This window comes from Fusicatenibacter sp. (assembly GCF_977045365.1).
In genome coordinates this window covers 22,225-41,969 of record NZ_CDRRUH010000022.1, presented here as the reverse complement: position 1 = coordinate 41,969, position 19,745 = coordinate 22,225, and the positions used below count along the sequence as shown (strand labels likewise).

General features: G+C 50.4%; 18 protein-coding genes. All 18 read right to left on the bottom strand.

The genetic code is table 11. The features are described 5' to 3' along the window. Window positions 1-499: FtsW/RodA/SpoVE family cell cycle protein (locus ACY2VW_RS06915; protein WP_461877526.1), on the bottom strand; the 499-nt coding region annotated here is incomplete at its 3' end. A 64-nt stretch (window positions 500-563) separates the two neighbouring features. Continuing rightward, entirely contained in the window at window positions 564-1,931 is a 1,368-nt protein-coding gene (gene murD, locus ACY2VW_RS06910) for a UDP-N-acetylmuramoyl-L-alanine--D-glutamate ligase (RefSeq protein WP_461877525.1), read from the bottom strand. A gap of 19 nt (window positions 1,932-1,950) precedes the next feature. After that, window positions 1,951-2,907, bottom strand: coding sequence for a phospho-N-acetylmuramoyl-pentapeptide-transferase (mraY, locus tag ACY2VW_RS06905; RefSeq protein ID WP_461877524.1), 957 nt, complete (start codon window positions 2,905-2,907; stop codon window positions 1,951-1,953). A gap of 70 nt (window positions 2,908-2,977) precedes the next feature. Next, entirely contained in the window at window positions 2,978-4,729 is a 1,752-nt protein-coding gene (locus ACY2VW_RS06900) for a peptidoglycan D,D-transpeptidase FtsI family protein (RefSeq protein WP_461877523.1), read from the bottom strand. Between the two features lie 82 nt (window positions 4,730-4,811). After that, window positions 4,812-6,866 carry a peptidoglycan D,D-transpeptidase FtsI family protein gene (locus ACY2VW_RS06895; protein WP_461877522.1) on the bottom strand — a complete coding sequence of 685 codons (2,055 nt, stop codon included), beginning with the start codon at window positions 6,864-6,866 and terminating at the stop codon, window positions 4,812-4,814. A gap of 74 nt (window positions 6,867-6,940) precedes the next feature. Continuing rightward, window positions 6,941-7,450, bottom strand: coding sequence for a hypothetical protein (locus ACY2VW_RS06890; protein ID WP_461877521.1), 510 nt, complete (start codon window positions 7,448-7,450; stop codon window positions 6,941-6,943). A 29-nt stretch (window positions 7,451-7,479) separates the two neighbouring features. Next, window positions 7,480-8,418 (bottom strand): 16S rRNA (cytosine(1402)-N(4))-methyltransferase RsmH, encoded by a 939-nt coding sequence (gene rsmH, locus ACY2VW_RS06885; RefSeq protein ID WP_022461069.1) that lies wholly within the window; start codon window positions 8,416-8,418, stop codon window positions 7,480-7,482. Between the two features lie 29 nt (window positions 8,419-8,447). After that, the gene (gene mraZ, locus ACY2VW_RS06880) at window positions 8,448-8,879 is read right to left on the bottom strand and encodes a division/cell wall cluster transcriptional repressor MraZ (RefSeq protein ID WP_022461070.1); all 432 of its coding nucleotides are present in this window, start codon (window positions 8,877-8,879) and stop codon (window positions 8,448-8,450) included. 324 nt (window positions 8,880-9,203) lie between these two features. Beyond that, window positions 9,204-10,079 (bottom strand): prolipoprotein diacylglyceryl transferase, encoded by an 876-nt coding sequence (lgt, locus tag ACY2VW_RS06875; protein WP_461877519.1) that lies wholly within the window; start codon window positions 10,077-10,079, stop codon window positions 9,204-9,206. Window positions 10,080-10,110: 31 nt separating this feature from the next. After that, entirely contained in the window at window positions 10,111-11,208 is a 1,098-nt protein-coding gene (ychF, locus tag ACY2VW_RS06870) for a redox-regulated ATPase YchF (protein WP_461874166.1), read from the bottom strand. 124 nt (window positions 11,209-11,332) lie between these two features. Then, entirely contained in the window at window positions 11,333-11,986 is a 654-nt protein-coding gene (locus ACY2VW_RS06865; RefSeq protein ID WP_461874165.1) for a thiamine diphosphokinase, read from the bottom strand. A gap of 34 nt (window positions 11,987-12,020) precedes the next feature. After that, window positions 12,021-12,704, bottom strand: a complete 684-nt coding sequence (gene rpe / locus ACY2VW_RS06860) for a ribulose-phosphate 3-epimerase (RefSeq protein ID WP_461877518.1) — start codon at window positions 12,702-12,704, stop codon at window positions 12,021-12,023. A gap of 1 nt (window position 12,705) precedes the next feature. Further along, on the bottom strand, window positions 12,706-13,590 hold the full coding sequence (gene rsgA, locus ACY2VW_RS06855; protein ID WP_461877516.1) for a ribosome small subunit-dependent GTPase A: 885 nt from the start codon (window positions 13,588-13,590) through the stop codon (window positions 12,706-12,708). Window positions 13,591-13,592: 2 nt separating this feature from the next. Then, complete coding sequence (gene pknB, locus ACY2VW_RS06850; protein ID WP_461877515.1) at window positions 13,593-15,860, bottom strand: Stk1 family PASTA domain-containing Ser/Thr kinase; 2,268 nt, start codon at window positions 15,858-15,860, stop codon at window positions 13,593-13,595. Beyond that, window positions 15,854-16,597 carry a Stp1/IreP family PP2C-type Ser/Thr phosphatase gene (locus ACY2VW_RS06845; protein ID WP_461874161.1) on the bottom strand — a complete coding sequence of 248 codons (744 nt, stop codon included), beginning with the start codon at window positions 16,595-16,597 and terminating at the stop codon, window positions 15,854-15,856. The genes pknB and ACY2VW_RS06845 overlap by 7 nt, the downstream gene beginning before the upstream one ends. 29 nt (window positions 16,598-16,626) lie before the next feature. Next, window positions 16,627-17,667 (bottom strand): dual-specificity RNA methyltransferase RlmN, encoded by a 1,041-nt coding sequence (gene rlmN / locus ACY2VW_RS06840; RefSeq protein WP_461874160.1) that lies wholly within the window; start codon window positions 17,665-17,667, stop codon window positions 16,627-16,629. A 3-nt stretch (window positions 17,668-17,670) separates the two neighbouring features. Then, complete coding sequence (rsmB, locus tag ACY2VW_RS06835) at window positions 17,671-19,035, bottom strand: 16S rRNA (cytosine(967)-C(5))-methyltransferase RsmB (protein WP_461877528.1); 1,365 nt, start codon at window positions 19,033-19,035, stop codon at window positions 17,671-17,673. After that, window positions 19,028-19,723 (bottom strand): zinc metallopeptidase, encoded by a 696-nt coding sequence (locus ACY2VW_RS06830; RefSeq protein ID WP_022463149.1) that lies wholly within the window; start codon window positions 19,721-19,723, stop codon window positions 19,028-19,030. Before ACY2VW_RS06830 ends, rsmB begins: the two co-directional genes overlap by 8 nt. Window positions 19,724-19,745: the final 22 nt, after the last annotated feature.

Here is a 19,745-nt window from a genome sequence, read left to right as displayed (position 1 = left end):
GAATAATCGCCGTACTTAAGTTATTGCTTCCGACAAGCGCTGCAATCGGCAGGGTGCACAGCACCGCCTTTGCCATAAACCAGAGACTGTCGAACCGGCCTTTCGTGCGCTCCATCACCCAGGGCAGGAAGAGAATCACCGCCATCTTGGCAAATTCCGAGGGCTGGAACGATAAGGGGCCAAGCTTTAACCACCGCTTCGAGCCGTTGTACTCACTTCCGAAAAAGAGCACCGCCGTCGAGAGTGCAAGGGAAGCCGCATAAAACCATGGTGCCAGTGCAAACAGCCGCCGGTAATCCATCTTTGCGACCGCATACATACCGATCACACCGAGTGCACTCGCAAAGAGCTGCTTTTTGAAATAATAAGCCGGGTCATGGAATCTGACCCGGCCGTTATACGCGCTGGCGCTGTACAGAATCACAAGGCCAAGACCCAGCAGAATCCATACCGTCACCAGCAGCGTTCCATCTATTTTTTTCTCTTTTTCCTTCTGCATCCGCGCCACACCCGCCGTTCGCTCTTTTTCAGCTTATGCGGGATATTTTCCTGATATGACCTTTTTACAGTGTTCTTACGTACTCCTTAAACAGCTCACCGCGCTGCTCATAGCTCTTAAACTGATCCCAGCTTGCGCAGGCCGGGGAAAGAAGAACGGCATCCCCTGCATTTGCCTTGTCGTGGCAGATCTGTACGGCTTCTTTTAAGTTGTCTGCCATGATAATGTCGTTGAATCCGACGCTTCTTGCCGCTTTTTCGATCTTCTCTTTCGTATCTCCGATCAGAACCAGGAAGCGTACCTTTCCATCGAATGCCTGAATCCACTCTTCGTAGGTGGACTGCTTGTCGTAGCCGCCGCCGATCAGCAGAGTCGGGCGGTTCATCGCCTGGATGCCTTTGATGGCCGCATCCGGATTCGTTCCCTTGGAATCGTTGTAATATGCCACGCCGTCCTTCTCGCAGACATACTCGATGCGGTGCTCTACCCCTGCAAACTCCTGAATGACTTTGCGGACAGTTTCCATCGGCACGCCTGCATGAAGTGCCATCGCAGAAGCAACCATGACGTTTTCAAAATTATGTAAGCCGAGCAGCTTTAAGTCGTCGGTTCTGGTCAGAAGCTCCGTCGCGCCGTTCTTTGCAATGCGGATTTCGCCGTCCTGATAATAGATGCCGTCCTTTAACGCACGCAGACTCGAGAAGTACATCACCTGTACTTTCTTCTCTGCCATCAGCTTTTCGCCGAACGGGCGCAGGATTTCGTCCTCATAATTCAGTACACAGAGATCATCCATCGTCTGATTTTCGGTGATACACTCTTTCACGCGGATATACTCTTCCATCGTATGATGGCGGTTCAGATGATCCTCGGTAATGTTTGTGATCGCACTTGCCGCCGGGTGGAACTCTTTGATGGTTTCCAGCTGGAAGCTGCTGATCTCGGCAACCGTTACGGTATCATCTGTCGTGTCGAGTGCTGCGGATGTGTACGGGGTTCCGATGTTTCCGACCACTTTTACTTCCGGCTGATATGCTTTCATGATCTCGCCGAGCAGCGATGTTGTGGTGGTTTTTCCGTTGGTACCGGTGATCGCAAGCACTTTTCCGCGGCTTACCTGATACGCCAGCTCCACCTCACCGATGACCGGGATCTCCTTTTCTTTCATTTTAAGGACAACCGGCAGATCCGTCGGAACGCCAGGGCTTAAAACGACAAGATCAAGGCTGTCGAGCATCTCCTCCGGGAGCTCGCCTAAGACAACTTCCACGCTGTCACGGCTCTCTAATTTTTTTAAGATTTCTTCTTTTTCGAGTTTGTCATTTCCATCGTAGAGAACGACAGAAGCACCTTTTTTGTGCAGCAGATCCTCCGCTGCAATTCCACTCTTTCCGGTTCCGAAAACCAGTACTTTTTTTCCTGCGAAAATCATGTTTGATTACCTCCATATTTTAAAGCCCCATCAATGCGATCAGGCATAATATCGCTGTGATTGTAGCAAACACTGTCACAATCTGTGTCTCCGACCAGCCCATCAGCTCGAAATGGTGATGGATCGGCGTCATCTTGAAGATCCGCTTTCCCTTCGTCAGCTTAAAAAACGACACCTGCAGGATCACGGAGAGAATCTCCATCATATAAATGAATCCCACAAGCGGCAGAAATAAGGGGAGACGTAAGAAACACGCCATTCCCGAGACAAAACCGCCGAGCGCCAGACTTCCGGTATCGCCCATAAAGACGCGGGCAGGAAATACATTGAATACCAGAAACCCCAGCAGACTCCCGATAACCGCAAGCGAGGACGGGGAAACACCGTTTCCGAGGCCGATCGATGCCACGGAAAAGAAAACAGCATTTAAAATCGTCACACTCGCCGCCAGCCCGTCAAGCCCGTCGGTAAAGTTGACACCGTTGACCGTTCCAAGAATCACAAAGGCGAGAAACGGAATCGTAAAAATCCCTGCGTCCAGCTCTTTGCCTGGAAGGAACGGAATGCGCATCCGGAGGGAAATTCCGGAAAAACGCGCCAGATACCACAGAAAGACTGCTGTGATCACTGCCTGCAATGCCATTTTCTGCTTCGGGTACAGCCCGTCGCTGCGGTGCAGCACGACTTTCAGATAGTCATCGAGAAAGCCGATCAGGCCAAAACCAAGCGTCAGAAACAGCACCGGAATCACTTCCGCTCCCTCTTTCCGGAAAAGGAGGGAAACTGCGGTAAACGCCGACAGAAACATCACGCCGCCCATCGTCGGGGTTCCCGCTTTTTTCTGGTGGCTCGGCACACCCTCTTCCCGCTCCTTCTGCCCCGCTTTGACTTTTCGCAGAAACGGGATCAGAACCGGCCCCAGCGCCAGGCTGATGCCAAAGGAAAGAAGAACCGGCAGGATCATTTCTCTTTTCATAGACGCACCTCTTCCTTTTTGTACGGATTGTGTACGGAACAGGCATGTCAAAATATTTTCTCCAGCCTATTCAGTATATAGCTTTTTGTTCTGTTTCGCAACCTTCTTTTGTAATCCCTAAATATGGCAGTACATTGGAAAAGATATCGCGGATCACCGGCGCGCAGATCGTTCCGCCGTAGTAGACGCCCTGCGGATTGCGGATAATGCAAAGCCCCAGCACCGTCGGATGCTCCGCCGGGGTGAAGCCGAGGAATGAGGAAATATAGCGGTTGGCGCTCCGCGGAAGTGTCTGCGAGGTTGCCGTCTTCCCGCCGATGGAATATCCCTCGAGGTACGCATTCTTTCCAGACCCTTCCGAAACGACGCTTTCCAGAATTTCCCGCACCGTCCTGGAAGTTTCTTCCGAAAGAACCCCTTCTTTTTCCGGAAATTTCAGATGCTTTACGACATTTCCTTCTTCATCGAGCACATCCGTTGCGACATGCGGCGTCACCATTTTTCCGCCGTTGACGAGCGCAGAGACCGTCGCCGCCAGGCGGATCGGCGTGATCTGGAAGGACTGGCCGAATGCCATCGTCGCAAGCTCAACCTCTCCGATGTTTTCCTCCTTGTGCATAATCGTCGATGCCTCGCCCGGCAGATCGATCCCCGTCTTTTCCATCAGACCAAAATTCCGGAAGTAATCACAGAACTTTTCCACACCGAGCCGCAGCCCCACTTCAATGAACACCGGGTTGCACGAGTTCTGCGCGCCCTGCACGAAGTTTTCGGCTCCATGTCCCGTCCGCTTGTGGCAGTGGATCCGGCGGTCCTCCACGATTTTGTAGCCGGGGCAGAAAAACGAATCGTTCGGCGACACAACGCCCTCCGAAAGTCCCGCCGACATCGTGATGATCTTAAAGGTAGATCCCGGCTCGTACGTATCGTTGATGCAGGCATTCCGCCACATCTGGTTCAGCAGATCCTGAATTTCTTTTTCCGAAAGTCCCGTTGTATCCTGCTGCAGCGTGAACGGATCGTTGAGGTCGAACTCCGGCACATTGACACAGGCATAGATTTCTCCGTTCTGCGGATTCATAAGAAGGATCGAGACGCTGTCCGCCTGTTTTTCTGCCATCGCCTTTTCCGCTGCCTGCTGGCAGTACGCCTGGATATTGACATCCAGGCTGACCTTTAAGTCCCTTCCCGCCACCGGCTCCTGGCGGCTCTCCCCGATGCCGTTCTGCTCAATCCCGCGCGCATCCGTTGTCGTCAGGATTTTTCCGTTGATGCCTTTTAAAATTTCCTCATATTCCACTTCCAGTCCGATGATGCCCTGATTATCGCCTCCGGTGAAGCCGATAACGCGCGACGCCAGCTCCCCTTTGGGGTAATACCGCTTGAAATCCTCATCCACTTTTACCCCCGCGTATCCGTACGACCGGATGGTATCACCCGTCTCCTTGTCCACATTCGTCTTGACACGCTCGATTGAAGACCGCTTCTCCACGCGTTTCCGCGCCGTCTCCTCCGAAATTCCAAGCTCTTTTACCAGCATCGCAGTCACCGCCTCCGGCTCCTCGATCTGGCTGTGGATCACGGAAATCGTACAGACCGTGCGGTTTGCCGCGAGAACTTCCCCGTTTGCATCAAGAATCCGGCCGCGCGCCGCCTTGATCCCGCGCTCCCGCTCGTGCAGATCATCCGCCTTCTCGGAATAATAGACGGACCGGAACACACACAGATACACCAGCCGCCCGGCAAGTCCGACCATCATTCCCATGCAGAGTACCCACAGAAGAACCGTCTTTTTCCGGTGATACGTTTTGTTTTTACGCATAGAATACCCCATAGCCGAATCCATTATGATAACACTATATGGAAACTGCTATGGGGTTATGTCTTTTGTTTTTTATGTTTTTTTACTCTTCATTGATGAGATCCAGCTCGGCGTTTGTCAGACCGCCGTTCTCGATATTGCTGTTTTCAGCACTGTTTTCCGTATCGTCTCCCTGTACCGGTGCCGCTACGTTTGGATCATCCGTTCCTGCCTCGGAGCCTTCGCCCGTCACACCGTCCGTATCATCCGGGAATACGTTCAAATACGGCAGCAGTTCTGTGTAAATCTCTTTTACGATCTCCTGTGCCAGCACACTGTTCGCCTGATTTTCTACATCCGGCTCGTCCACAATCGCGTAAACAACAGCTTTCGGGTTTTCTACCGGTGCAAATCCGATAAAGGAAACGAGATATTTTCCATTGCCTCGCGGATACTTCTGTGCAGTACCTGTTTTTCCTCCCATCGTGTAACCGGCAACCTTTGCACTCTGGCCGCTTCCATCGGTCACGACTCCCTGGAGGAAACTTCTCATTTTATCGCTGATTTCCGCGGAAACCGTCTGACGCACCAGATTCGGCTCATTGCTCTCAACAACGGCTCCTGTGCTGTCCGTGATCGTCTTCATCACATGCGGCTGGTAATAATTGCCTCCGTTGATCAGAGAGGAAAACGCAGCTGCCTGCTGTACCATCGTCACGGTGTAGCCCTGTCCGAATGTACTCGTTGCAAGCTCGGTCGGTCCCATGGTATCCTCCGTGTGAACCAGGCCGTACGCCTCACCCGGCAGGTCAATTCCCGTCAGACTGCCGAAACCGAAAATATCCTGATAGCGGAGAAATTCCGCTGCTCCCATCTTCTGTCCGATCTGCATCATACCGGCGTTGCAGGAGTTTTTCAGTACATCGGCCGGTGTCTGTACGCCATGTGCTCCCGGATAAGCTCCGCAGCGGATCATCTGCCCTGCAATCGTCTCAAACCCCTCACAGTCAAACAGGGTATCATCATCGATCACATCGAGGGAGTATGCCGCCGCCATGTTCATCGGTTTTGCCGTGGAACCTGGCTCGTATGCATCGGAAATACAGTAGTTTTTCCAGACGGCACTCAAAGCCTCCATTGTCTCGTTATCGTTCATCGCATCAATTTCTTCCTGCGAATAGAACGGTGTCAGGTCTCTTGGATTGTTCAGGTCATACCAGTCGGAAGAATCCATACCAAGAATCTCTCCATTGTTCGGATCCATCACAACAACGCCGATATTCTTTGCTGCTTTTGTCTGACGGTTCGTCTCAGTGTCCGATTCGTCCGCGCCGTTCTGGACATGAATCCGCTCATTGTAATTCTCGATCGCCGTGCGGATGATCTTCTGAATATTTACATCAATCGTCGTAACCACGTTTTTGCCCGGCTGTGCCTCGATGATCGTCTGTTCCATATCCGCATCTTCGTTGTAATAGCCGAACTGACGGCCATTCACGCCATTTAAGATACTGGAATAATACCCTTCGATTCCCCAGTCTGCCGTGTCTCCTGAATACGTAAAGCCGATCAGATCGCAGGCAAGTGAATTTAACGGATACGTTCTGTGGTAGGCTTCCTCGAACCAGACGCCGCGGATGTTGGCACGGTATGCTTTTTCCGCCTGCTCGTTCTCATCGAGCTCCTTGTTCTTTTTGTCCGCGTACTCGTCCACATAGGCCTCAAACGCTTTTTTCGCGTCCATCGAGACCCCTCTGGCGATAACCTGGTACTGGCTTTCTTTTGTCGTTTCGCCGGTCAGACGATCCCGGATATCCGTCTCATCGAGTCCGAAGTATTCGACCAGTGCTGCTACGGTCGGATCGACGTACGGATGGGTATCGTTTTTTTCTTCATCTTTTACCGTCGTATTGGCAAGTTTACAGTCAAGAATGACGTTGTAAACCTTCTCACTCGTTGCCAGAATCGTTCCGTTCCGGTCGGTGATACTTCCCCGCTGGAATGGAATTGTCCTGCTGTCGTAGGACTGCTGCGTCTGGCTTAAAACCTGTCTTTCGTATTTTTCTCCCTTTGTGGCATTCACATACGTAATGTCAATCGCTAAAGCAACAAAAACCAGCATCACTCCCAAAAAGAGTGCTACCAGTTTTCTGCTCATACGCCCACTTGTCTTCCGTCTCCGGAATGCCCCGCTTCGTTTTTTATTTTTTTTCTGTTTACTCACGTTTTCACCTATTTCGCATCCGGAACATCCTGATACTGTCTCACATAGCTGTTTTCTGAATCATCGAAATAAATTACCTGGGACTCATCTGCATATTTCATGCCAAGCCGGTTCTGTGCTGCTTCTTTGACTGCCTCAAGATCCTCGGAGGCAACCGTTGTATTGTAATAGGCGTCATTGTCCGCCTTCAGATCGCTCAATTCTTTTTCTTTGCCGGTAATGTCTTCCGCCTGCGTGGTAACCACGGTCTGCAGCTTGACATACGCAACACACGCCGCGATACACAGTGTGCAGACAATGGCAAGAAAAACAGCGTAGCCCGCGCTGATCTGTGTCGCCCGTGCCCGGTTTCTTCTTGTCTGGCTGCTCACACCCGGTTTCAGAGGCCGTGCTTCTTTTGGTGCTTCCTGCGGCTGTGCTGCAAGACGCCGTACCGCACTTCCGTCCTCAAACGTATCTGGCGTATAACGTTTCGTTCTATCTGTCGAATTTACCCTTCCATCTGCCCGTCTGGCCATAACTTCTCTGTCTCCTTCGTGCCGAGCCGTCACACTTTTCGTTCAAAGACGCGCAGTTTTGCGCTCTTGGAACGGGGATTTGTTTCCATTTCCTCTTCTCCCGGCAGGATCGGTTTCCGAGTTACTACGGTTCCCTTGGACTTCTTTCCGCATACGCAGACCGGAAATTCCGGCGGACACGTACATGGATGCTCGTTTTTTCTGAAAATGTTTTTTACGATACGGTCTTCCAGAGAATGAAAGGTGATGACACAAAGTCTTCCACCGTCATTTAAGAGATCAATCATGCCGTCCAGTGACTCCGACAGAACGGTAAGTTCCTGGTTCACTTCGATACGGATTGCCTGAAAGGTTCTCTTGGCCGGATGGCCGCCCGTCGCCCTTATTTTTGCCGGAATCGAGCGCTTGATGATTTCGATTAACTCCCCAGTTGTTCGAATCGGCGCCTGCTGCCGGCTTACGCATATATTGTGTGCAATTTTTCTTGCAAAACGCTCTTCTCCATATTCATGGAGAATACGCGAAAGATTCTCTTCACTGTAATCGTTCACGACTTCGTACGCGGAAAGAGCATTTCTCTGATCCATCCGCATATCCAGCGGAACATCCTCACGGTATGTGAATCCACGCTCTGCATTATCCAGCTGATAGGATGAAACTCCCAGATCCAGCAGGATTCCGTCTACCCCGGTAACTCCGATTTCGGCAAGACGCGGAACCATATCGCAATAATTGCTGCGGATAATCGTGACCTGGTTCTGAAATGGTTCCAGGCGTTTACCCGCAGCAGCTATCGCAGCTTCGTCCTGATCTATGCCTATTAATCTCCCCGTGGCAGATAAGCGCTCACATATATGACTGGAATGTCCAGCGCCTCCCAACGTCCCGTCCACGTAGATTCCGTCCGGTTTTATCTTAAGGTTTTCAATGGTTTCATTCAGTAATACTGATGTATGCGAAAATTCCATGGTCATCTCCTGTATCCCAACGAAACAGATCAGATCACAATGCCCATCTCTTCCATTGATTCGGCGATGGCATCCATATCATCATAATTGCTGTTTTCGTTCCATTTTTCCTTGCTCCAGATTTCGATCCGGTTGATATTTCCGGTAAGGACTACATCTTTTTCCAGACCAGCAAATTCCCGCAGCGTTGCCGGTACGAGAATCCTCCCCTGCTTGTCCAGTTCACATGACGTAGCACCTGCTACAAAGAAACGGGAAAAAGTTCTGGCGTTTTTGTTTGTAAGTGGTAAGGCTCTCAGCTTCTCTTCAAAGGCAGCCCATTCGTCGTTTGGGTAAATGGAAAGGCATCCGTCCAATCCCTTCGTCAGTACGAACTCTTCTCCCAGCTGTTCCCTGAACTTGGACGGTATGATCAATCTTCCCTTCGCGTCAATCGTATGACTGTACTCTCCCATGAACATAATGAAAACCCTCTTATCACCTGAAATGGCGGTCTCCCCACGCACCACTTCATGTATCGCGCCGCAGCCGGACTGCCACATCCGCTCCACAACGCACCACTTTTCACCACTTTCTACCACTTATGTTTTTATTCTATATCAACTCATGGAAAATAGCAAGGTCTTTTTTCTATTTCATTTTTAAGATTTTCCCCAAAATGCAACATTTTTATGCGCATTTTCCGCCTTTTTTATACCAATTTTGTATTAAAAAAAGAGAAAACCTTTTTTGCCGGTTTTCCCTTTTTCTGTATTTTTATTCTGTTTTTTTCACTGGTTTTATCCTTAAGAATGGGCTGTCTCCCCACCGGATGATAATTTTTTTCGTTTCCATACCACCAGGATGGTACATCCCGCCACAAGGCACCCCGAAAGGAGCTGGGAAACCGGAAGTCCCACCACCGGAAGCAGAAGCTGGTCGGTGCGGAGTCCCTCGATCCAGATTCTTCCAAGGCCGTATCCGATCAGATACATCAGGAACACTTCGCCGTTAAATTTTTTTCTTTTCCGGAACCAGAAAAGAAAAAGCAGGACACCCACATTCCATAAACTTTCATATAAAAAGGTGGGATGCACCTGAATATACTCGACGCCGTTTACCGTCACCGCATGATCCCACATTTTCTGTGTGATTTCATTGGCACGGACCGCGGAAACCGGAAGCTGCATTGCAAACAGGTTGTTAGTGTAGTCACCGAATGCCTCGCGGTTAAAGAAGTTTCCCCACCGTCCCATAATCTGGCCGAACACGATGCTCATGCTCGCGGTATCCATCAGAAGGCCGAAGCTCTGTTTCTTCTTTCTGCTGTAGATCACCACCGCAATGCAGGCACCGATGATGCCGCCGTAGATGGCAAGTCCGCCCTGGCGGATGTTGAAAATGCTCAAAAGATCATCTTTATAATAGTCCCAGGCAAATATAACGTAGTAAATCCGCGCCCCGAGAATACCGGCTGCGATGCCGATCATCGCAAGATCGAGGTACTGCTCCGGGTTCTGCCCCGTCCGCTTTGCCTCTCTTTGGGCAATCCAGATCGCAATCATCATACCGGTTACGATCACGATGCCGTAATAGGCAATGGAAAGCCCGAAAATACTGATGTTTTTTCCCACATGATCGAGATAAATCCCGAGATTGGGAAAATTAATTTCCATATCCATAGATTTTATTCTCTCTGATTGTCTACTGGTGTTAAACGTTGAAACGGAACAGGATGACATCGCCGTCGCGGACAACGTACTCTTTTCCTTCCATACGAACGAGGCCTTTCTCTCTTGCTCCTGCGTAGGAACCGCAGTCGAGCAGATCCTGATAATTGACAACCTCGGCTTTGATGAAGCCGCGCTCGAAATCAGTGTGGATCTTTCCGGCTGCCTGCGGTGCTTTTGTTCCGACTTTGATGGTCCATGCACGGGTCTCATCCTCTCCTGCTGTAAGGAAGCTCATGAGGCCGAGCAGACGGTAGCTTGCTGCGATCAGTTTTTCCAGGCCGGACTCGGTAAGACCAAGATCCTCCAGGAACATTTTTTTCTCATCCTCTTCGAGTTCGGAGATTTCTGCCTCGATCTCAGCGCAGATGACGAATACTTCGCTGTTGTGCTCTTTTGCATATTCGCGGACGGACTGTACATAGGAGTTGTTTGCACCGTCGTCAGCGAGATCATCCTCTGCTACGTTTGCTGCGTAGATGACCGGTTTGCTGGTCAGCAGGTTATATTCTGCGATCCATTTCTCCTCGTCCTCGTTCTGCAGCTCCATCAGGATGGCATCTTTTCCGTCCTCGAGCAGTTTTTTCAGACGCTCCTGGAATTCGAGCTCTTTTGCTGCCTCTTTGTCCATTCTTGCAGATTTTGCAGTTTTGGAAATACGGCGCTCGAGTACCTCAAGGTCGGCGAAGATCAGCTCAAGATCGATGGTCTCGATATCACGGAGCGGATCAATGCTGCCGTCTACGTGGATAACGTTCGGATCCTCGAAGCATCTGACAACGTGAACGATAGCGTCTACCTCACGGATATTGGCAAGGAACTGGTTTCCAAGTCCCTCTCCTTTGGATGCACCTTTTACAAGACCTGCGATGTCAACGAACTCGATGACAGCCGGTGTTACTTTCTTGGACTGATAGAAATCTCCGAGCTGCTGCAGACGCTTGTCCGGAACCGGCACGATGCCGACATTCGGGTCAATGGTACAGAACGGATAGTTTGCGCTCTCTGCTCCTGCTTTGGTCAGGGAATTGAAAAGTGTACTTTTTCCGACGTTCGGAAGGCCCACGATACCTAATTTCATAGTAATCTATATCTCCTTTGTTTTTATTTTTCGCTTCTTTTTCTGTTCGGGTTCTTTTTATGCACAAAAAGAGCCCAATGCAACTATAAATTATAGCACACGGGCTCTTTGATTTCAATGGATTTTAATCTCTTGACTGTACCATCAGAAGAATGCCGCCCTCGTACGATACATGCGCGGTCTCCTCGACGATCTCATTGCTCACGCACAGACCACCCGAAGTATTCGGCAGATAGTGATGGTCGAGTGGGTAGGCGAAGCCCTCCAGGGTGATGGATGTGACTTCCTTTTCCAGCGGGAAGAACGAAACGTACTTTCCGAACTGCTCTTCTTTCCGGATTTCAAACGAAGTTTCCACCGGAATCGTAATCAGATTGCGGCTGTCCACGATGTAAGCCGGAATTTTCTTCTCCCATGCCGTTTTCAGGTTCTGCACAATACTTAAGAAATGGTCGAGTCTTCCCCCCGTTGCTCCGAGGATCGTGATTTCACTGCTTCCCAGAACAATCGCCTGCTGAAATGCGATGTCCGTGTCCGTATTGTCCTTCATGGGATTAAATTCCCGGATCGGTGCGACATGGTTCTCCTTGTAATAATTTAAAATCTCCGGAGATAAACTGTCAAAATCTCCCAGAATATACGTCGGCATAATCTGGTAATGGTAGCAGAACTCCAGTCCCCGGTCTGCTGCCAGGATAATATCAAACTGCTGTTTCTGAAGATATGGGAAGGCAAAATCCGGTTCGATCATCCCTCCCGAAATAATACATGTTCTCACGTTTCCCTGCCTCTTTTTTCTGTCTTTTTGTGTCTTATTCTGCCTTTTTGCTGTATGAATAAATTTTTTCCTGCAGCTCGCGCACGTTCTGCTCGATGTTGCTGCCAAATACAGCAGAGCCTGCCACGATGATGTTGGCACCTGCCGCAAGGACTTCATCGATGGTCGCGCGGTTGATGCCGCCATCGACCTGAATGTGCACATGCTCCAGTCCCTTTTCATCCAGCATTCTGCGGAGCGTACGGATCCTCTCCGTCGACTCCGGGATATACTTCTGGCCGCCGAAGCCAGGATAAACGCTCATAATCAGAATCATTTCTACCTGATCCATCACGTCCGTAACCGCAGAAAGCGGCGTATCCGGATTTACGGCAACTCCGGCATCTGCGCCTGTTTCATGAATCTTTTTCACGGTTTCTGCCAGATCGCGGCATGCCTCCGCGTGAACCGTGATCATATCCGCCCCGCAGCTTTGAAATTCTTCTACGTACCGCTCCGGGTCCTTTACCATCATATGAACATCAAAATACAGACTGCTTTCTTTTCGGATCGACTTTACCACCGGCATTCCAAACGAAATGGATGGTACAAACATTCCATCCATAATATCGATATGAAGCCACCGGCACTCTGCTTTCTCTACCCTTTGGATCTGTTCTCCGAGACGGTTGAAGTCTGCGGATAAAATAGAAGGTGCCAACTGATATACTCGGCTCATGCTAGTATCTCCTCTTTTCCTGTTCTTTCAGTTCTTCATAGAACATGGTATAGTTTTCAAATCTTTCTTTGCTGATATTTCCCTGTTCCAGTGCCTCTTTGACGGCACAGCCCGGCTCTTTTCCGTGGATACAGCCGAGGAAACGGCATTTTCCTTCGTACGGATGAAATTCCGGGAAAAAGTTTTTCAGCTCCTCTTTTTCCATATCGGTTGTATAAAGCGAGCTGAACCCCGGCGTATCGCACAGATACGTCTCATGGTCGATCGGGATCATTTGGGAATGGCGCGTCGTGTGTTTTCCTTTTTTCAGCTTTTTGCTGATCTCTCCGGTCTCCATCTGGATTTCTTTCTGCATCCGGTTTGTGATCGAAGATTTTCCGACGCCGGACGGACCGGCTACCACCGTTGTTTTCCCTTTCAGGTATGCTTCCACTTCCTGCATGCCCTGCTCTTTCGCTGCACTCACCGTAAAGACACGGTAACCGCAGTTCTCATAGACGCTTCGCAGATGGTCAGTATAATCCGCCTCTGCGAGATCTTTTTTATTGAAACAGATCGCCGTCGGAATGTTCTGCTGCTCCATCATAACGAGAAAGCGGTCGAGGAGTGTCAGATTCGGTGTCGGGTTTTCCAGCGCAAAAATCACAAGCGCCTGGTCCACGTTTGCCACCGCCGGGCGGATCAGCTCGTTTTTCCGCGGCAGAATCCGGGTCATATTTCCCGTCTTTTCCGCCTCATCTAAAATTTCGATTTCCACCAGATCGCCGACGAGCGGCTTCTGGCCTTCTTTTCGGAAAATTCCTTTTGCTTTGCATTCATAAATGCCGGATTCTTCTACGTCTACGTAGTAGAATCCGGCAATACCTTTGATAATCTTTCCTGTCATACTCAACCTTCGCTTAACGGAACAGACGGATACTGTGCAATTGCCTGATAGCTTCCGCTGGAATCCATCTCGTAGAAGACGATTCTTCCTGTCGCAGAAGCAGAGGAAGATGCGCTCCAGCTCGTGTTGACAGAATACGGCCAGCCAGTGATGGCCTGTCCGTCCATGATCGTGACGGACTTCTCATTTCCGCTTCCATCCTCCTGGATCAGCTCAATCTTGGCGATACCGCCCTGATACTGCTCCGGTGCGCTTAACGTCTGGCTGCAGGACCAGGTAACATCCGTGCCGTTGTTCACATCCGGTTCTGCCGGAGTCGGAGTCGGGGTATTTTCGTCCGGTGTTGTCGGCTCGGTACTCGGGCTGTTGACATAAATCGTAACGTCAGAGCCTTTCTTTACCTTTGTTCCGACTGCCGGATCTACATCCATAACCTCGCCGATAGCTACCCGGCTGCTGGTTCCTGTTTTTACAATGATATTGAAATCGCTCAGGATTGATTTTGCAGTTTCCTCATCCAGACCGACAACATCACGGATTGCAATCTCTTCTGCATCCTGTGATCCCTTGCTGACAACGAGGGTAACGGTGGATCCCGGTGCAACCTGGCTTCCTTCGGCCGGATCAACGGAAATTACATATCCTTTGGCAACCGTATCGCTGAAATCCTCTGTGGTAGAAACCTGAAGTCCAAGCTGGGTCAGAGCAGCGCTTGCAGCGTCTTTCTGTGTTCCCACAATGCCGGTCGGAATCGTTACGGTTTCTTTTCCGGAGCTTACATAATACGTAATCGTTGCATTTTTATCGACTTTCGTTCCCGGTGTCAGATCCTGGCGGCAGATCTTTCCTGCCTCAATGACATCCGATGCCTCGGTTCCGCCATTGACTACGCCAAGATTCAGGCTGTTTGCCAGTGCGGTTGCAGCTGCCTCTGTCTTGTTGGACAGATCCGGAACGGTTACTTTTTCCTCTTCCTTGCTGCTGGAAGAAACAACTTCCGTGCTGCTCGAAGATGATGCGGAACCGGAAGAAGCTGCGGTCGGTCCTTTTCCGCCGACAATGCCGGCTGCCTGTGCGATAAAGTAGATCAGCATGCAGATGATGATGGCTGCAATCGCAAAACCGCCGATCGTGATGATCTTCTCGAGTTTGTTTCCGGCTTTGTCATCGTCATCCTCATCGTCGTAGTAGGAATCGTCGTCTTCCTCATCGTAGGAATCGCGGTCATCCTCGTCTTCTTCCTCATCCTCGTCTTCTTCGTCCTCGTAGCTGTAATCTTCGTCCTCTTCCTCATCCTCGATCTTGCTGTAGCGCTTGCGGGCCGGTTCCTCTGTCGTCTGCGCATTTGCTTTTGCTGCTGCGCCGGAACGGATCTGGCTTAATTCCTCTGCGGATACCATAACGGTCTCGGCGTGGGAGCTTAACGGAGTCACTTTTACGAAATTGCCCTGCGGCTCCATCAGCGAATGCTTCAGGTCATCGATCAGCTCCGCCATGTTGTTGTAACGGCGGTCCGGGCTCTTCTGGGTACATTTTAAGATGATCTGCTCCAGTGCGAACGGAAGGTTCGGGGTATATTTGGATGGAGATTCAATCTCCTCCTGCAGATGCTTGATTGCGATGGCAACGGTGGTGTCGCCGTCAAACGGCACTCTTCCGGTTACCATCTCGTACATGGTGATACCAAGGGAATAGATATCACTCTTATAGTCCGAATATCCGCCGCGCACCTGCTCCGGAGAGCTGTAATGTACGCTTCCCATAACGTTCGAACTGATCGTATTGGAAGAAGTTGCCTTTGCAATACCAAAGTCGGAAAGTTTTACTTTTCCGTCTGTGGAAATGATGATGTTCTGCGGTTTGACATCGCGGTGTACAATATTGCGGTTGTGTGCTGCTTCAAGACCAAGGGAAACCTGAATGGCGATGCTGGTCGCCTCTTTTACGCTCAGTTTTCCTTTGCGGTCAATGTAATCCTTCAGAGTAATTCCCTCGACAAGCTCCATGACGATATAGTAAACGCCGCGGTCCTCCCCGACATCGTACACGTTTACAATATTCGGATGGGACAGTCCTGCTGCGGCCTGTGCTTCCGTGCGGAACTTGCGGATAAAGGTTTTATCCTCCCGGAATTCCGGTTTTAAAACCTTGACGGCCACCATGCGGTTCAGCTTGTGGTCTTTTGCTTTGTAGACATCAGCCATACCGCCGGAACCGATCCGGCTTATGATCTCATATCGTTCTCCTAAAATAACGCCCTCTTTTAACATTCTTTCACCTCGTTTGTAAATGGTTCAACGACAATGACTGCGATATTGTCTTTGCCGCCATTTGCATTTGCTTTATCAATTAAACGTTTCGCCTTGTCCTCACCGTCTTCTCGGCAGATGAGTTCGAAAATCTCCTCATCCGTTACCATGTTGGAAAGACCGTCCGAGCACATCACCAATTGATTGCCCTCTTCAAGCTGAATGTCAAAGAAATCAATCTTTACGGTATCCTGTGTGCCTACTGCTCTGGTAATAATGTTTTTGTCCGGGTGATTCCGCGCCTGCTCGGGAGTGAGTTCTCCAAGGCGCACCATCTCTGCGATCAGGGAATGGTCCTGCGTCACCTGGTCAAACGTGCCATCTGCTGCCAGATACAGCCTGCTGTCTCCTACGTTTGCAACGTAGGCATAGTTGCCGACAACCGTAGCTACTACCATCGTCGTACCCATGCCTTCCATGGATATATCTCGTTTTGCCTGCTCAAAAATCTGGCTGTTTGCTGCTTCAATTCCATGCCGAATGATCCGCACCGGGTTGAAATTCGTATCTCTTTTTACAGATTCCACCAGTACAGAAACACCGTAACGCGAAGCAAAGTCGCCCGCGTTATGGCCTCCCATGCCGTCTGCAACGACAAAGAGGTTCGGAAGGTTTCCGACCGGAGAGGCGGAGGCAAACACAAAATCCTGGTTCATCGTCCGTTTCTGTCCGATATCGGTTGCAGAAAATACCTTCATGCTTTTTCTCCTGTATTGACAGCCGCTTTTTACGGCTGTTCGTTTGATTTATCGATAAAACTTTTTCTTAACTGTCCACAGGCTCCGTCAATATCGGCGCCCATTTCCCTTCTAATAGTAACATTAATTCCGTATTTTTCAAGTTTATTTTTGAAATTCTCTACGACTTTTTTCGTTGATTTCACATAATCGCGCTCTTTGATCGGGTTGACCGGGATCAGATTTACGTGGCAGTTGATGTCCGAAATCCGCGCGGAAAGCTCTTTTGCATCGGCCTCTCTGTCATTTTTTCCGCCAACGAGAGAGTATTCAAATGTAATCCTGCGACCTGTTTTTGCAAAGTAATTGCGGCACGCATCAAGAATTTCATCAATGGAATATTTATTGGCAATCGGCATCAGCTCGCGGCGCTTTTCATCGTTCGGCGCATGGAGGGAAAGTGCCAGGGTGATCTGGAGTCCCTCATCTGCCAATTTGTACATATTCGGCACGATTCCGCAGGTGGAAACAGTGATATTCCGCTGGCTGATGTTGAGTCCCTCGGGGCTCGAAAGCAACCGCACGAAGCGCACGAAATTGTCGTAGTTGTCCATCGGCTCACCTGTTCCCATGACAACCAGATTGGAGACCCGCTCCCCGGTGTCTTCCTGGATCCGGTAAATCTGGTCAAGCATTTCCGATGGGGTCAGCCCCCGCACGAGTCCGCCGATCGTCGATGCACAGAAGCGGCAGCCCATCCGGCAGCCGACCTGGGATGAGATACAGACAGAATTTCCGTGGTGGTACTTCATCCAGACGCTCTCAATCACGTTGCCGTCTGCGAGGCGGAACAGGTATTTTCTCGTTCCGTCGATTTTGGACTCCTGCACCTGCACTTTTTCGAGGCAGGTGAGCGGATACTGTTCCTTTAATTTTTCCCGGAAGGCAAGCGAAAGATTCGTCATCTCATCGTAGCTGCCCGCCAGCCGGTGATGCATCCAGTCGTATAACTGTTTGGCACGGAACGGCTTTTCTCCCATCTGCTGACAGGCGTCTTTTAATTCGTCTAAGGTCATTGATTTAATATCCATCGTTTACGCCTGTCCCTCCTCTTTTTTCCGGAATTTTGCAAGGAAAAATCCGTCTGTCTTGTGTACACCCGGAATCAGCTGCAGCTGTCCTTTGGCCGTTTCTCCGCTTTTCAGCTCGTCCGGCAGCAGTTCATCCAGGCTGACTGCTTCAAACGGGAACTGTTCCAGAAACCATGCGGCATTCTCGCCGTTTTCTTTTCTGTTGACGGTACACGTGCTGTACAGCAGTGTGCCGCCCGGTTTTACGTACGCTGCGGCATTTGCAAGGATTGCCCGCTGAATCCGTACCAGCTCTTCTTCTTTTTCTTTTGAAGCGTAATATTTGATGTCCGGCTTTCTGCCGATGACGCCGTATCCGGTACACGGCAGGTCCGCAATCACAACGTCCGCTTTTCCGATCCATTCCTCATCGAGCTGTTCCGCATCTTTTACCTTCGGCACGACGCAGGAAACACCTGCTCTCTGCACATTTTCCCGGATCAGATCCACCTTGTATCCGGTGAGATCACGCGCTTCCACGCAGCCCTGATTTCTCATTTTATCTGCCGCGTGGAGGCTCTTTCCGCCCGGTGCCGCGCAGAGATCCAATACCTGGTCACCCGGCGCGGGATCCGCCAGATGCGCCGCCATCATGGAGCTCACATCCTGAATCTGGAACCGGCCCTCCTGGAAGGCATTCAGTGATGCGATCGTCTCGAAGTTTTTCAAATAGAACGCCTCGCCAAGATACGGCGCTTTTTCCAGCTCTGCCCCCTGGCTTTCCAGGCTTTTCTTCGTCTCCTCGATCGTATTGTTCCAGCGGTTGATACGGATCGTCACCTGTTTTTCTTTCAGGAAATCCGCCATCATCGTTTCCGCCGTTTCTTTTCCGTACTGGGATACGAACTCCTCAACCAGAAATTCCGGCATGGAGTATTTCACGGAAAGATACTGCGTAGTATTGTTCTCCTTCGGCATCGGCAGATAATCTTTCTCCCGCACGATCGTGCGCAGAACGCCGTTGACAAAGCCCTTTAAGTTGTAAAAATGCTTCTTTTCCGCCAGTTTCACCGCCTCATTGACGACCGCCGAATCCGGCACCGCGTCAAGAAAACGGATCTGGTACACCGACATCCGTAAGATCGCACGGATCACCGGCTTGCATTTGTTGATCTTGATTTTGGAATACTGATTGATGATATAGTCATTCTGGATGCCGTATTCCACGGTTCCCTCGCAGACCCGCTTGATAAACGCACGATCCTGCCGCGGCAGGAACTGGTATTTATCGAGGGCATCCCGGACAGCAAGATGGCAGGGCGTTTTCTCCCTGTCCATCTCAAGCAGAATGTTCATAATCAGCTCTCTTGTATTGATTGTATCAGTCATCATTTCTCCTAAATGCTCCGGATAAAATCAGCAGCCGGAGCAGCTGCAGCAGGGAACCGATTACCGCTGCCACGTATGTCATGGCTGCAGCCCAGAGTACTTTCTTAACTCCGTCGTGTTCCGTCTCTGTCACCATACCGCCCTCACTGAGCATTTTTAATGCTCTTCTCGACGCATCGAACTCGACCGGAAGTGTTACCACCTGGAATGCCAGTGCCAGCACAAACAGCCATATACCGGCTTTCACCAGCATCGGAAGGCTGAAAATCAGTCCGATCAGGAACAGCGGCCAGAAAAGCTGGGATCCTAAGTTCGCTGCCGGAACAATGGCGCTTCTTACTTTCAGCGGCACGTAATCCGTATTGTGCTGTACGGCATGGCCGCACTCATGCGCTGCGACGCCGATCGCCGCAACTGAGGTCGAATCGTAAACCGCATCGGATAAATTCACGGTTTTTGTCCGCGGATCATAGTGGTCGGTCAGTTTACCGGATACGTGGCGGACGGTCACATCGTAGATGCCGGCCTGATGCAGAATGCGCATCGCCGCTTCGCGTCCCGTCATGCCGCTGTACGAGCGGACGGTCTGATATTTGCTGAAAATCGTGTTCATGCGGGCGGATACCGCCATGGAAATCAGTGCGGCAAGAATCACCAGCAGATACGTACTGTCATAAAAAAGTCCCATATCGTTTTTCTCCTTTTTCTCA